This window comes from Pseudomonas sp. CM25 (assembly GCF_013179705.1).
Classification (GTDB): Bacteria; Pseudomonadota; Gammaproteobacteria; order Pseudomonadales; family Pseudomonadaceae; genus Aquipseudomonas.
This window is the reverse complement of record NZ_JABMCW010000134.1, coordinates 1-13881: the sequence shown is the minus strand read 5'-3', so window position 1 is coordinate 13881 and position 13881 is coordinate 1. Positions and strand designations below refer to the sequence as shown.

Annotated in this window: 13 protein-coding genes and 1 tRNA gene; 10 read left to right on the top strand and 4 right to left on the bottom strand. The window is 63.5% G+C overall.

The annotated features are described in order from the left end of the window. Positions 1-1003, top strand: a 1003-nt coding sequence (locus HP546_RS15485; RefSeq protein ID WP_172227087.1) for an AbrB family transcriptional regulator, incomplete at its 5' end; no start/stop codon positions are given. Between the two features lie 45 nt (positions 1004-1048). Here the strand turns inward: HP546_RS15485 and ung are convergent. Beyond that, positions 1049-1741 carry a uracil-DNA glycosylase gene (gene ung, locus HP546_RS15480; protein ID WP_172227084.1) on the bottom strand — a complete coding sequence of 231 codons (693 nt, stop codon included), beginning with the start codon at positions 1739-1741 and terminating at the stop codon, positions 1049-1051. Positions 1742-1867: 126 nt separating this feature from the next. Between ung and HP546_RS15475 the strand changes: the two genes are divergently transcribed. Next, positions 1868-2974, top strand: a complete 1107-nt coding sequence (locus tag HP546_RS15475; RefSeq protein ID WP_172227081.1) for an enoyl-CoA hydratase/isomerase family protein — start codon at positions 1868-1870, stop codon at positions 2972-2974. 44 nt (positions 2975-3018) lie between these two features. On the opposite strand, the gene HP546_RS15470 is transcribed toward HP546_RS15475, so the two are convergent. Further along, entirely contained in the window at positions 3019-3465 is a 447-nt protein-coding gene (locus tag HP546_RS15470; RefSeq protein ID WP_172227078.1) for a hypothetical protein, read from the bottom strand. Between the two features lie 211 nt (positions 3466-3676). Here HP546_RS15470 and HP546_RS15465 point away from each other — a divergent pair, with 211 nt between their 5' ends. The 7 genes from HP546_RS15465 (at position 3677) to HP546_RS15435 (ending at position 10684) form a co-directional block, all read left to right on the top strand. After that, positions 3677-5158, top strand: coding sequence for a diguanylate cyclase (locus HP546_RS15465; RefSeq protein WP_172227075.1), 1482 nt, complete (start codon positions 3677-3679; stop codon positions 5156-5158). Next, on the top strand, positions 5151-5363 hold the full coding sequence (locus tag HP546_RS15460) for a cysteine-rich CWC family protein (protein WP_172227053.1): 213 nt from the start codon (positions 5151-5153) through the stop codon (positions 5361-5363). Before HP546_RS15465 ends, HP546_RS15460 begins: the two co-directional genes overlap by 8 nt. A gap of 8 nt (positions 5364-5371) precedes the next feature. Next, positions 5372-6064: a pseudouridine synthase gene (locus HP546_RS15455; protein WP_172227050.1), complete on the top strand. Its 693-nt coding sequence runs from the start codon at positions 5372-5374 to the stop codon at positions 6062-6064. Positions 6065-6514: 450 nt separating this feature from the next. Next, on the top strand, positions 6515-7402 hold the full coding sequence (locus HP546_RS15450) for an alpha/beta fold hydrolase (RefSeq protein ID WP_172227047.1): 888 nt from the start codon (positions 6515-6517) through the stop codon (positions 7400-7402). Between the two features lie 112 nt (positions 7403-7514). Next, positions 7515-7588: transfer RNA gene (locus tag HP546_RS15445), tRNA-Gly, on the top strand. 200 nt (positions 7589-7788) lie between these two features. Next, positions 7789-9495: a SulP family inorganic anion transporter gene (locus tag HP546_RS15440; protein WP_172227044.1), complete on the top strand. Its 1707-nt coding sequence runs from the start codon at positions 7789-7791 to the stop codon at positions 9493-9495. A gap of 178 nt (positions 9496-9673) precedes the next feature. Beyond that, positions 9674-10684 (top strand): DUF4917 family protein, encoded by a 1011-nt coding sequence (locus HP546_RS15435; RefSeq protein WP_172227041.1) that lies wholly within the window; start codon positions 9674-9676, stop codon positions 10682-10684. Between the two features lie 130 nt (positions 10685-10814). Here the strand turns inward: HP546_RS15435 and HP546_RS15430 are convergent, their stop codons facing one another. After that, a complete protein-coding gene (locus HP546_RS15430; RefSeq protein WP_172227038.1) occupies positions 10815-12029 on the bottom strand; it encodes an SAM-dependent methyltransferase in 1215 nt (404 codons plus the stop codon). Positions 12030-12256: 227 nt separating this feature from the next. Then, complete coding sequence (locus tag HP546_RS15425; protein WP_172227035.1) at positions 12257-12874, bottom strand: TPM domain-containing protein; 618 nt, start codon at positions 12872-12874, stop codon at positions 12257-12259. Positions 12875-13060: 186 nt separating this feature from the next. Between HP546_RS15425 and HP546_RS15420 the strand changes: the two genes are divergently transcribed. Beyond that, positions 13061-13881 (top strand): glycoside hydrolase family 3 N-terminal domain-containing protein (locus HP546_RS15420; RefSeq protein WP_306125109.1); only part of this gene is annotated, 821 nt, incomplete at its 3' end.

Sequence of the window (13881 nt, the reverse complement as noted above, 5' to 3'; positions counted from 1 at the left end):
CGCAACCGGGCTGGTCGGCATTGCTGGCGGTTTTGCCGCCAGCAAGGTCGGCTGGCCTTTGCCGTGGATGGTCGGCTCGTTGCTGGCGATCATCCTGGTGCGCTGCCTGACACCCTGGCAGCTGCCGGAAATGCCCAATGGCCGCAAATGCGGGCAGTGGATCATCGGCATCGGCATTGGCCTGCATTTCACCCCTGCCGTAATCGAACAGGTGGCCAGCCATTTCGCGCTGATCTTCTTCGGCGCGCTGTTCACCACCTTGTCCAGCGTGATCAGCGTGTGGCTGTTGCGGCGCACCGGCGAGGACCGCGCCACCGCGTTCTTCGCCAGCATGCCCGGCGGTTCGGGGGAGATGGTCAACCTGGGCGCGCGCAATGGCGCGGTGCTCAGCCAGGTGGCGGCGGCGCAGAGCTTGCGCGTGCTGGCGGTGGTGCTGTGTGTGCCGGCATTGTTCAAGCTCTTGCTGGGCGATGGGGTGCCACTGAACCACACTGGCAGTGTCAGCTGGGGCTGGCTGGCGTTGATCGCCCCGCTGGGTGTGGTCGTTGCGTTGCTCTGGCAGCGCCTGCGCCAGCCCAACCCCTGGCTGTTCGGGCCATTGCTGGTGGCGGCAGCGGTGAGCCTGGCGGGCAACCTGCAGATCGCCCTGCCCAACGGCGCCGGCCAGATCGGCCAATGGCTGATCGGCAGCGGCCTGGCCTGCCACTTCAACCGCGCGTTCTTCCGCCGTGCCCCGTCGTTTCTCGGGCGCACCCTGCTGGCCACGGCGCTGTGCATGGCGATCGCCGCCAGTGCCGCGTGGGTACTGAGCGTGACGACCGCGCTGGACCTGCGCTCGCTGACACTGGGGATGATGCCGGGCGGGATTGCCGAGATGAGCCTGACGGCGGAAACCTTGCAGCTGTCGGTGCCGCTGGTGACGGCGTTGCAGGTGATGCGCTTGCTGTTTGTGCTGTTTCTGGCGGAGCCGTTGTTCCGCTTGTGGAACACAAACCCGGACTGACCGCGTCGCCTGCCCGCGAAGAGGGCGACACGGTATGTCAGGCAATCAAAGCGGCGGCAGTGCCCAGTTGATCGGCGCCAGCCCGCGCTGCTCGAGGAAGCCGTTGGCCCGGCTGAAATGCCCACACCCCAGGAACCCACGGTAAGCCGATAACGGCGACGGGTGCACCGACTTGAGCACCAGGTGCCTGGTCCCGTCGATCAGCTTCTGCTTGCTCTGCGCATGCGCGCCCCACAGCAGGAACACAACATTCGGGCATTGCTCGCTGACCACCTGAATGATCCGGTCGGTGAAGAACTCCCAACCCTTCTTCGCGTGCGACGCCGCATTGGCGCGCTCTACGGTCATGGTGGTGTTGAGCAGCAGCACGCCCTGCTCGGCCCAGCTCTGCAGGTAGCCATGGCTGGCAATCGGAATGTTCAGGTCGCGCTGCAACTCTTTGTAGATGTTCACCAGCGAGGGTGGCGTGGCAACCCCCGGCTGCACCGAGAAGCACAGGCCGTGGGCCTGCCCCGGCCCGTGGTACGGGTCCTGGCCGAGAATGACTACCTTCACCTGGTCCAGCGGTGTCGAGTTCAACGCATTGAAGATCAGCGGCCCTGGCGGGTAGATCTCCTTGCCAGCGGCGTATTCGCCACGCAGGAACTCACGCAGCTGATGCATGTAGGGCTGGTCGAACTCGTCGCGCAATGCGGCTTTCCAGCTGGGTTCGAGTTTGATGCGATCGTCTTCAGTCATGGGGCCATCCGTAAATAATGGCGCGACACTAGGTAAGCCCTCCCCGCTTGTCAAACGATCCGACCGACAACCGGCATGATCGGCCAGGCCAGCCATACTAGAGCGATGACTTGAGCGAGGTAGTCCATGGCCATTCATTGCGAGGTACTCACCGGCGCCGATGGCGCCCGCATCGGCATCGCCACCCTGAACGCGCCCATGGCGCTCAACGCCCTGAACCTGCCGATGATCGAGGTGCTGGGCGAACAGCTGCACGCCTGGGCCCGCGACCCGGGCATCGTTTGCGTGCTGCTGCGCGGCCAGGGGGCCAAGGCATTCTGCGCCGGCGGTGACGTGCGTGCGCTGGTGCAGGCCTGCCGCGACCACCCAGGCAGCGTGCCACCGCTGGCCGCCACCTTCTTCGCCGCCGAATACCGCCTGGACTTCGCCCTGCACACCTACCCCAAGCCCCTGCTGTGTTGGGGCCACGGGCATGTGCTGGGGGGTGGCATGGGGTTGCTGCAGGGCGCCAACATACGGGTGGTCACTCCCAGCAGCCGGCTGGCCATGCCGGAGATCAGTATCGGCCTGTATCCGGACGTAGGCGCCAGCTGGTTCCTCGCGCGCCTGCCCGGCAAGCTGGGGCTGTTCCTTGGCCTGACCGGCGCGCCGATCAACGCCCGTGACGCCTTGGATTTGAGCCTGGCCGACCGCTTCATGGGTGAACACCAGCAAGAAGCCTTGATCGAGGAGCTGCTGCAGCTGAACTGGCAGGAACAGACCGCCCTGCAACTCAACAGCCTGCTCAAGGCCGAGCAGCATCGCGCCTGCGCCGAATTACCTGCTGCGCAGTGGTTGCCACGGCGGCAGGTGATCGACAGCTTGCTCGACGTGGCAGATGCCGCCGGGGCATGGCGGGCGCTGGAAGCGCTGAAGCAGCATGACGACCCGCTGCTGGCAGACGCCGGCAAGCGCCTGCATGAAGGGTGCCCGCTGACTGCGCACCTGGTGTGGGAGCAGATTCACCGGGCGCGGCATATGTCATTGGCGCAGGTGTTCCAGATGGAATACAGCATGAGCCTGAACTGTTGCCGCCACCCGGAGTTCAGCGAAGGCGTGCGCGCCCGTTTGCTGGACAAGGACAACCAGCCGCGCTGGCACTGGCCGGACGTCGCGCAAGTGCCAACGGCGGTGGTGGAAGCGCATTTTGCCAAAGTGTGGGAGGGCCGGCATCCATTGGCCGACCTGGAATAGCGTGGGCAACCTGGGGCTGCGTTGCAGCCCAGGGTTAGGCTCAGCTAGCGCTGCCAGTTCCCCCCCTGCCCCTGCCCGCGCCGACCATCCCAGCGCCCGCCGTCATTGCCCTGCCGGTTGGAGTGCCGGTCACCATGCTGGTAACGCTGGCTGCCATCGCGGTAGTCGTGACGATCCCGGTCACGTCCATAGTCATTACGCTGACGGTTACCGTAGTCATAGCGCGGGTTACCGTGCCACTGGTTGGCTCCCGGGTGTGGCTGCGGCCGGTAATAAGGCGCTGGCGCCGAGCGGTAGTAGCGCGGGGCAGGCTGGTAGTAATAACGCGGTTGCGGCGTCACGTAATAACGGTCGGAACGGTAATATCCCGGCGACACATAGCGGTCGGTTGAGTAATAGTCCGAACGGTAATAACCCCCGCTTCCGTAGTAAGGGGCGCAGGCGGATGTCATCAGCCCGAGCAGGGCAATCAACAGGATTCGGTAGGACATGGCGGCCTCCTGGACCGCTGGAGTGCCCGAACAGCGGCGCTGGCGAGCGTCGATGCACAACGCGATCATCGACGTAGAATAAGACCGCGAGGCCGAGTTGCAGTGCCATTTACGCAACAAATTGATACAGGTGCGCTGGCCCAAAAAACTTGCAGTGATTTCCCGGCCATCTCACTAGAATAAGCGCCCTGGCACACATCACGGGAAGATCATGCCTTTACGTTCCGCTCTGTTTTCACAGCGTTCGCTGATCTTGACCCTGTTGCTGCTGCTGGCGTGCGGCTTCCTCGGCACTTCCCTGCTCAGCTACTTCGCCTCACGCAGCGCCATCCGCGACGGCATCATCAACACCGAGCTGCCGCTCACCTCCGACACGGTCTACTCGGAAATCCAGAAAGACCTGATTCGCCCGGTCCTGATCGCCTCGATGATGGCCCAGGACACCTTCCTGCGTGACTGGGTGCTGTCCGGTGAGCAGGATACCCGGCGCATGACCCGCTACCTTGGCGAGGTGATGGGCAAACAGGACACCTTCACGTCCTTTTTTGTCTCCAACCGTACCTTGACCTACTACCAGGCCAAGGGCGTGCTCAAGAAAGTCGAACCCGGCACCTGGCGCGATGCCTGGTACTTCCGCCTGCGCGAACTCAAGGCCCCCTACGAAATCAACGTCGACCTGGACATGGCCAATCAGGACAGCCTGACCGTGTTCATCAACTATCAGGTGCATGACTACCAGCAACGCTTCATCGGCGCCGCCGGGGTCGGGCTGAGCGTCTCGTCGGTGGTCAAGCTGATCGATCAGTACCAACGCCGCTACCAGCGTTCGGTGCTGTTCACCGACGCCAAGGGCAAGGTCCTGCTGACGGGCTCCGAAGGCGGCCCGCAGGGCTTGCGGGTCGGCCAGCCGCTCAGCGCCAACCCCGAACTGGATGACCTGCTGGCCGCGCAACCGGTACCCGGCGAAGGCAGCCACGAATACCGCGACAGCGATAACCACAGCCACTTTCTGAACGTGCGCCACCTGCCCGAGCTTGACTGGTACCTGCTGGTGGACAAGCGCGAAACCGGCGCCCTCGACCGAATCCGTCACTCGCTGTACCTGAACCTGGTCATCTGCGCGATGATCACCTTGGTGGTACTGGCGCTGATTCACGCCATGGTCCGCCGCCACCAGGCCAGCACCGAGGCGCTGGCCACCCTCGACAGCCTCACCGGCCTGCCCAACCGGCGCAGCTTCGACCTGCTGGCCGCCCAGGCCTTGCACGAAGCCCAGCGCGACAGTGGTCCGCTGGTAGCATTGCTGATCGACCTGGACCATTTCAAGGCGCTGAATGACACCCACGGCCACCTGGCAGGCGACGAAGTGCTGCGCCAGTTCGCCAATGTGCTGCAAGGCAGCCTGCGCCAGTCGGATATACTCTGCCGCTGGGGTGGCGAGGAATTCATCGTGCTGCTGCGTGAAGCCGAAGGCCGCCCGGCCATCGAAGTGGCGGAAAAGATCCGCCGGCGCACCGAGCAGCTGACCTTCAGCTACGACGACCAGCCGCTGCGCCTGACCACCAGCATCGGTCTGAGCAGCCTGCAACCTGGGGATACCTTGCATACCCTGCTGACCCGCGCCGACCGCGCGCTTTATCGTGCCAAGCAGGCCGGCCGCAACCGCGTCTGCAGTGAAACCGACCATGAATGATAGCCAATACTGCCCCGCTTGCGGTGCGCTCAACCAGTGCAGCCTGGCTGACCCGCGCCTCGCCACCCAGGCCTGCTGGTGCTACAGCGTGAGCATCGACCCGGCGGTGCTCCAGGCCCTGCCCGCCGAGTTGCGTGACAAAGCCTGCCTGTGCCCGCGCTGCGCAGCCGTTGAAGAACAACTCCGATCACCTGCCGCCGACTGACCCTTGCCATGCGCCTTGACCGTTTCCTCGCCAACCTGCCCAGCTACAACCGCCAGCAAGTCCGCCTGATGCTGGCGCAACGCCGTGTGCGGGTGGACGGCCAGGTGGTCAGCGACCCGCTGGCCGAGGTCCGCGAATTCAGCCGCGTCGAGCTGGACGACCAGTTGCTGCAGGCCGGCCGCCCGGCGCGCTACCTGATGCTGCACAAACCTGCGGGCTGCGTGAGCGCGACGCGCGACCCGCAACACCGCACTGTGCTCGACCTGCTGCCAGCCGCAATGCGTGATGACCTGCACATAGCTGGGCGCCTGGACTTCAACACCACCGGCCTGATGATCCTGACCAACGACGGGCAATGGTCGCGACGCCTGACCCAACCTGCCACCAAGCTGCCCAAGCATTACCTGGTGGAAACCGAGGACGAGATTGGCGAGCACTATGTCGCCAGGTTCCGGGAAGGGTTCTATTTTGCCTTCGAGGACCTCACCACCCAGCCTGCGCAGCTGGACATCCTTGGGCCGCGCCGGGCTCGCCTGGCAATCGTCGAAGGCCGTTATCACCAGGTCAAGCGCATGTTCGGCCATTTCGACAACAAGGTGGTGGGGCTGCATCGCGAGAGCATGGGGGCGATCCAGCTGGACCCGGGGTTGGCGCCCGGGGCCTTTCGTGAGCTGACGGTGGGTGAAATCGCCACTGTCTAGGGTGCCTGCCCTGCCCTGTTCGCGGGTAAACCCGCCCCTACAGGGACCTCGTCGCGCTCGAGAGCTGCGCTGGACCTGTGGGAGCGGGTTCACCCGCGAAAGGGCCGGAACAGACCGCAAAGGGTCGTCACACGACCGCTCGGCGACAAAAGTCACACTTTCGCCCGAACGGCACTTGCGGGATCCGCAACCCACTGCTTGAATCCAAATCGTCAGTCTGCATGTGACTACCAAGTCACAACCGCAGTCGAGGACAACTTTTTGCCGGCCACCCAGGGCCTAGATGCCTTGGGGCACGGCAGATTGCCCGCCAAAAACAATACCGTCGACGCAAGTGCCAAGGATCGACACAGGCCCCCCCCGGTTACTCTTCAGGCGAATGCCTACCTGTCATAAAGAACGTGCACCCTAGGTGACGCGAATACCCTTTTTGCGCCAGGAGTCGATGACATGAGGCCAGAAATCGCTGTACTTGATATCCAAGGTCAGTATCGGGTTTACACGGAGTTCCATCGCGCGGATGCGGCCGAGAAGACGATCATCCTGGTCAACGGCTCGTTGGCCACCACGGCCTCGTTCGCCCAGACGGTTCGTAACCTGCACCCGCAATTCAACGTTGTATTGTTCGACCAGCCGTATGCGGGCAAATCCAAGCCGCACAACCGTCAGGAGCGGCTGATCTCCAAGGAGACCGAGGCGCACATCCTGCTGGAGCTGATCGAGCATTTCCAGGCCGATCACGTGATGTCGTTCTCGTGGGGTGGTGCAAGCACGCTGCTGGCGCTGGCGCACCAGCCGCAACGGGTGAAAAAGGCCGTGGTCAGTTCGTTCTCGCCAGTGATCAACGAACCGATGCGTGATTACCTGGACCGGGGCTGCCAGTACCTGGCCGCCTGCGACCGCTACCAGGTCGGCAACCTGGTCAACGACACCATCGGCAAGCACCTGCCGTCGCTGTTCAAACGCTTCAATTACCGGCATGTCAGCAGCCTGGACAGCCACGAGTACGCGCAGATGCACTATCACATCAACGAAGTGCTGCAGAACGACCTGGAGCGGGCGCTGAAAGGTGCGCGCAATATCGACATCCCGGTGCTGTTCATCAACGGCGACCGCGACGAGTACACCACGGTCGAAGATGCCCGGGAATTTGGCAAGCACGTGGGCAATAGCCACTTCCGCGTGATCCGGGACGCTGGCCACTTCCTCGACATGGAAAACAAGGTTGCCTGTGAAGATACCCGCAACGTGCTGCTCGGCTTCCTCAAGCCGACGTCGCGCGAGCACCGTCCACGCTACCAGCACGTGCAACAGGGGCAGCATGCATTGGCCATCTGAGCAGCTCGGCGCCCTTTGGCAGATACCCGCAAGGCTACTGGGTGCCGACAAGCTTTTTGATAACTTGGGCTTCTAATTCGTTGAGGGTTCTGGTAAAAAGTGCTGCGCAGACGCGGGTATAGTTTAGTGGCAAAACGAAAGCTTCCCAAGCTTTAGTTGAGGGTTCGATTCCCTCTACCCGCTCCACATTGCATTCCGCATGGCGTTTCAGCAACGTCATCGCTGTCAAAAGGAGCCCCGGCTCCTTTTTTCGTTTCTGCCTTTCACTCAACCTGGACCATGGCCATTTGCCTGTCGATCCGTTTCAATGCGCAGGCGCGTGCAAGCGAAACGGCTTGTAGCGCATATGTTCAATGGATCTGTGAAGCATTTCGAAAGGACGACGCATGTTTCTCTCCCGCTGGCTCCCGGGCCTCGCCAACCTGCTGCAGTACCGCCGGGAATGGTTCCACGCCGACCTGCAGGCCGGTCTATCGGTAGCAGCGATCCAGATTCCCATCGCTATCGCCTATGCGCAGATCGTCGGTCTGCCGCCGCAGTACGGCCTGTACGCCTGCGTGCTGCCGATGATGGTCTACGCCTTGATCGGCAGCTCGCGCCAGCTGATGGTCGGCCCTGACGCCGCTACCTGCGCGATGATCGCCGGCGCTGTGGCGCCACTGGCCATGGGCGACCCGCAGCGGATTGCCGAGCTTTCGGTGATCGTCACCCTGCTGGTCGGGATGATGTTGATCGGCGCTGGCCTGGCCCGCGCCGGGTTCATCGCCAGCTTCTTTTCGCGGCCGATCCTGATCGGCTACCTCAACGGCATCGGCCTGAGCTTGATCGCCGGGCAATTGTCCAAGGTGGTGGGCTTCAGGATCGAAGGTGACGGTTTCATCCTCAGCCTGATCAATTTCTTCCAGCGCCTGGGCGAAATCCACTGGGTGACGCTGCTTATCGGCCTGGCGGCGCTGGGCCTGCTGATCTGGTTGCCACGGCGCTACCCGCGCCTGCCCGCCGCCCTGATCGTGGTGGCACTGTTCATGTCACTGGTCGGCCTGCTTGGACTGGACCGCCTGGGGGTGGCGATTCTCGGCCCGGTGCCGGCGGGTATCCCGCAGCTGGCATGGCCACACAGCAACCTGGCAGAAATGAAGAGCTTGCTGCGCGATGCCCTGGGGATCGCCACCGTCAGCTTCTGCAGCGCCATGCTTACCGCACGCAGCTTTGCCGCCCGGCACGGTTACGCGATCAACGCCAACCACGAATTCGTCGCCCTGGGCGTAAGCAACCTGGCGGCCGGCGCGTCCCAGGGCTTCGCCATCAGCGGCGCCGACTCGCGCACTGCGGTCAACGACATGGTCGGCGGCAAAAGCCAGCTGGTGGGCATCATCGCCGCGCTGGTCATCGCCATGATACTGATGTTCTTCACCGCGCCGATGGCGTGGATCCCCCAGGCCGCACTGGGTGCCGTGCTGCTGATGGCCGGCTGGGGGCTGATCGACATCAAATCCCTGGGGCATATCCGCCGCCTGAGCCGCTTCGAGTTCTGGCTGTGCCTGCTGACCACGGTGGGCGTGCTGGGCCTGGGCGTGCTGCCCGGTATCGTGTTTGCCGTGACCTTGGCGATCCTGCGCCTGCTGTACAGCATCTACCAGCCCACCGACGCCGTGCTCGGCTGGCTGCCGGGCACCGAAGGCCAGGTAGACATCCGCAAGTTCAAGGATGCCCGTACCGTGCCCGGGCTGGTGGTGTACCGTTTCGACGACGCGATCCTGTTCTTCAATGCCGACTACTTCAAGATGCGGCTGCTTGAGGCGGTACAGAGCCAGGACCAACCCAAAGCCGTGCTGTTCGATGCCGAAGCGGTAACCAGCATCGATGTCAGCGGCATCGCGGCCCTGCGCGAAGTGCGTGACACCCTGGCGGCGCAAGGCATCTTCTTCGCTATCGCCCGCGCCCGCGGCACCTTCCTGCGCATGCTGGTGCGCTCCGGGATGGCGCGGGAGATGGAAGACAAACTGCTGTTCGGCTCGGTGCGGGCGGGAATTCGGGCGTATCGGGTTTGGCGCAACAGGAACCGCAGTTTGCAGGTGGCAGAACAGGGCTGAAGCAGGCTTCGATATCAAGGTCGCAACGTTGAGAAACTGGGAACAAGGACGACGCGAACCTATCGGACCAGGCTTGAACAGACAACACATGAACATTGCCTTGACGGCCAACCGTCGCCCACCTTGCATGACATGCTAAAGTCGCCCCCGTTCTCCGCGCCACCCAACGGATCCCAGCATGCCCGCACTTGACGCCACCCTTTCTCCCTGGCCAGAACTCGCCGCCCGCCACCCCTGTGACGCGCTGCTGCTGGGCAACGGCGCCAGCCGCGCACTGTGGAAACCGTTCGGCTATTTCTCGCTGTTCGAGCAAGCGCAACGCGCCGGCCGCAAGAAGGGCCTGGCCGTCAGCGACCAGGCACTGTTCAAGTCGCTGGGGACAGAGCTGTTCGAACCCGTGCTCAGCGCCCTCAACACCACGGTTCGCACCAACGCCGCGCTGGCGATCAATTCCACCGCACCGCTGAACCGCTACTACTCGATCAAGGAAGCGCTGATTCACGCCGTGCGCACCGTGCACCTGCCGTGGCCACTGATGACGCCGGCTACGCTGACCACCCTCAACCAGGCCCTGCGCGGCTACCGCAACGTCTATACCAGCAATTACGACCTGCTGCTGCCGTGGGCGGTGCAACATGCTCCGCACGGCTTCGCCGACCTGTTCGACGAGCAGGGCTTCTTCGATGTACGCCGCACCCAAACCGAAGGCACCCGGGTGCTGCACCTGCATGGCGGCATGCACTTGCTGAAGCTGCCCGACGGCACCACACGCCAACGCAGTGCCGACAACGCCGAACTGCTCGATGGGTTTGCCGTGAACATCCCGGGCGAGGTACCGCTGTTCGTCAACGAAGACCGCAGCGACGAGAAACTGCGTGCGATCCGCAATTCTGACTACCTGAGCTGGTGCCTGGGGCAACTGGCCGGGGAAAGCCAGGGGCTATGCCTGTTCGGGCAGCATCTGGACAGCAGTGACCAGCACTTGCTTGACGCTATCCGGCTGGCCCGGCCGAAGCAGTTGTCGATTGCTGTACGGCCGTTGAACGAGGCGTCGGTGATCAATCAGAAGCAGCACTTTGTCGATCGCTTTGGCGACCTGGCGGGGATTGAGCTGCATTTCTTCGATGCCAATACGCATCCGTTGGGGCAGGCGGAGTTGGCGGTCAAGCCACCAATCGCTGGGCGCTAGCAGGAGGCCTGCAGGATCGGCCTCGTGTCGCGATGGGCTGCAAGATCCCAGCAGCGTAGCAAGCCATCCGCGACCGTTCGCGACAACCGCTCTCACAATAGGCAGCGCTGAAGACGGCCACTGAAACCTGTCAAAGCAACCCATCCGCCCGCAACAGCGTCTCCAGGCAATGCTCCTGCACCCCATAGAACGCCTTGAGCTGGGCAATTTTCTCCAGCAGCGCGCCGTTATCCCCCGCCTGCTTGCGCTTCACCGCAAGAATCATCTTGTTCTTGTTGGTGTGCTCCAGGGAGATGAACTCGAACACCTTGGTTTCGTACCCGCAGGCTTCCAGATACAGCGCACGCAGGCTGTCGGTGAGCATTTCGGCCTGCTGGCCCAGGTGCAGACCGTACTGCAGCATGGGTTGTAGCAACCCCGGACTGTGCAGTTGCGGGCGGATCTGTTTGTGGCAGCACGGCGAGCACATGATGATCGCGGCGTTGCAGCGAATACCGGTATGGATGGCGTAGTCGGTGGCGATGTCGCAGGCATGCAGGGCGATCATCACTTCGATGGCCTCGGGTACCACACTGCGCACGTCACCACACTGGAACTCCAGGCCCGGGTGCTCCAGGTGCGAGGCGGCCGCGTTGCACAGGTCGACCATGTCCTGGCGCAGTTCCACACCGGTGACCTGCGCTTCACGGCCCAGGCTGTTGCGCAGGTAATCGTGCATGGCAAAGGTCAGGTAGCCCTTGCCGGAACCGAAATCGGCGACCCGCAGTGCCTGCTCTGGCGGCACCGGGGCGCTGGCCAGGGCGTGGTCGAAGACCTCGATGAACTTGTTGATCTGCTTCCACTTGCGCGACATGGACGGGATCAGTGCGCCTTGTGCATCGGTGACGCCAAGGTCACGCAGGAAGGGCCGTGCCAGCTCCAGGTAGCGCTTTTTCTCACGGTCATGGCCGCTGCTGGCGGCAACCTCGCGTGCGGCCTGCGCGCCGTGACGCTGGAGCATGGGCTTGCCCTTCTTGCTGAAGGTCAGCTGCACTTCACCCTCTGCGTCGAACAGGTGGGCATTACGGAAGCTGCCTGGCAGCAGCTCGGCGACCAGCGCCTGGGCCTGGTCCAGCGCCAGGTTTTGGGTGATGTCGCGGGTCTGGTGACGATAGACCAGCGACAGGCACGGCTGGCCCTTGACCTGCAGCGGCTTGGCAATGATTCGTTGCAAGGTCTGGTCGGCACCTACATGGCGCGCCAGCACCAGTTTGACCAAGGTGTTGCCGTGCAGGGCGGCGTTCAGCAGGTCAAGAAACCGGGCGCGCGCATCGGGCGCGGAGGGAGCGGAATTACTGGCGGACATGGAGAAAGGGGCCTTGAGTAGCGGAACACTCATTCTACCGTGTGCCGTGCGAGCGGGCATACCCTGGCCATTCAGGGCCGCTTTGCGGCCCATCGCCGGCAAGCCAGCTCCCACTTCGACCACGTCAATTTCAAGCCATGCGCTGTACCTGTGGGAGCTGGCTTGCCGGCGATGGGCTGCACAGCAGCCCTGAACTGCCTGCCCTCGTTGAGGCGGCTGCATGCTGCTCAATCGAGGATCACCAGCCGGTTCGGCAATTCGTTACGCGCATGCGTAGGCGGCACATGCTCGCCAAGCAGCTCGCCACAGGCATCGATACACTCGACAAAGCCCTGCAAGGTCCGGCCCTGACGCACCTGCTCGGCAAAACGGGCAACGATCACCGCACGGGCGGCGGCATCCAGATAACGCTCGATGCCACGGTCTACCAGTATCTCCACATGCCGCTCGGCCTCACTGACAAAAATCAGCACCCCCGTGGCCCCCGCAGTCCGCTGCAGGTTCTGTTCACGAAACTGTTGCCGTGCCAGCCGCGAGGCGCGCCAGCGGCGCAGCGCACCGGGGATCAGCCAGCCGACCAGGCGCGGGTTGCGCAACAACAGGCACAAACCCATGAACAGCAACACGTTGGCCACCAGCAGGCCACGTACACCGGGCCACCCCGACAGCCACTGCAACAAACCAGGCAGCGCCAGGGCCAGCACCGCGGCCCACAATAAAGGCCAATAGGCGTAATCGTCGGCACGACGGGCCAGCACCGTGACCAGTTCGGCATCGGTGCGCCGTTCGGCACGGGCAATGGCTTCGGCTATCTGCCGCTGGTGATATTCGTCGAAGGGGGTCATGCCGTCGGTCTCTCGAGCGATCTTATTGTTGTTGTCCCGGCATTCGGGGCTTCGTCCGCGGGCCACATATTCAGGCATAATCCGCCGCTGGAAGAAATGCCTGCGAATCGTACAACAATAGCCGCCTGAAAACTTCGGCCGCGCGCGTATCAGCGTGGATACGGCACAGGCCCTACTACGGAATTCATGATGAAACTGTCTTTGCTGGGCCTGGCCATGGGCCTTGCCAGTCAGGTGGCCTTGGCCGCCCCCTCCGCCCCGCCCCTGCAGGACAAGCAGGCATTCATCGACCACCTGATCGGGCAGATGACCGAGGCCGAGAAAATCGGCCAGTTGCGACTGATCAGTATCGGCCCGGAAATGCCCCACGAGAAGATCCGCGAGGAAATTGCTGCGGGCCGCATCGGCGGCACCTTCAACTCGCGTACCGCCCCCGAAAACCGGCCGATGCAGGATGCCGCCATGCGCAGCCGCCTGAAGATCCCGATGTTCTTCGCCTACGACACCGTCCACGGCGAGCGCACCATCTTCCCGATCGGGCTGGGCATGGCGGCCACCTGGGACATGGACGCCGTCGCCAAGGTGGGCCGCACCGCCGCCATCGAGGCCTCGGCCGATGCCCTGGACATGACCTTCGCGCCGATGGTCGACATCGCCCGCGACCCGCGCTGGGGCCGCACCAGCGAAGGTTTCGGTGAAGACACCTACCTGACCTCGAAGATCGGCCAGGTGATGGTGCGCTCGTTCCAGGGCAGCAGCCCGGCCAACCCCGATAGCATCATGGCCATCGTCAAGCATTTCGCCCTGTACGGCGCGGTGGAGGGCGGGCGCGACTACAACACGGTCGATATGAGCCTGCCGAAGATGTACAACGACTACCTGCCACCCTACCGCGCCGCGCTCGACGCCGGTGCTGGCGGGGTGATGGTGGCGCTGAACTCGATCAACGGCGTGCCGGCCACCTCCAACACCTGGCTGATGAACGACCTGCTGCGCAAGGAGTGGGG

Coding starts and splice junctions, on each gene's coding strand:
- HP546_RS15475 (WP_172227081.1), top strand. CDS start 1,868: ATGGCCATTCATTGCGAGGTACTCACCGGCGCCGATGGCGCCCGCATC.
- HP546_RS15455 (WP_172227050.1), top strand. CDS start 5,372: ATGCGCCTTGACCGTTTCCTCGCCAACCTGCCCAGCTACAACCGCCAG.
- HP546_RS15465 (WP_172227075.1), top strand. CDS start 3,677: ATGCCTTTACGTTCCGCTCTGTTTTCACAGCGTTCGCTGATCTTGACC.
- HP546_RS15435 (WP_172227041.1), top strand. CDS start 9,674: ATGCCCGCACTTGACGCCACCCTTTCTCCCTGGCCAGAACTCGCCGCC.
- HP546_RS15450 (WP_172227047.1), top strand. CDS start 6,515: ATGAGGCCAGAAATCGCTGTACTTGATATCCAAGGTCAGTATCGGGTT.
- HP546_RS15430 (WP_172227038.1), bottom strand. CDS start 12,029: ATGTCCGCCAGTAATTCCGCTCCCTCCGCGCCCGATGCGCGCGCCCGG.
- HP546_RS15440 (WP_172227044.1), top strand. CDS start 7,789: ATGTTTCTCTCCCGCTGGCTCCCGGGCCTCGCCAACCTGCTGCAGTAC.
- HP546_RS15460 (WP_172227053.1), top strand. CDS start 5,151: ATGAATGATAGCCAATACTGCCCCGCTTGCGGTGCGCTCAACCAGTGC.
- HP546_RS15425 (WP_172227035.1), bottom strand. CDS start 12,874: ATGACCCCCTTCGACGAATATCACCAGCGGCAGATAGCCGAAGCCATT.
- HP546_RS15470 (WP_172227078.1), bottom strand. CDS start 3,465: ATGTCCTACCGAATCCTGTTGATTGCCCTGCTCGGGCTGATGACATCC.
- ung (WP_172227084.1), bottom strand. CDS start 1,741: ATGACTGAAGACGATCGCATCAAACTCGAACCCAGCTGGAAAGCCGCA.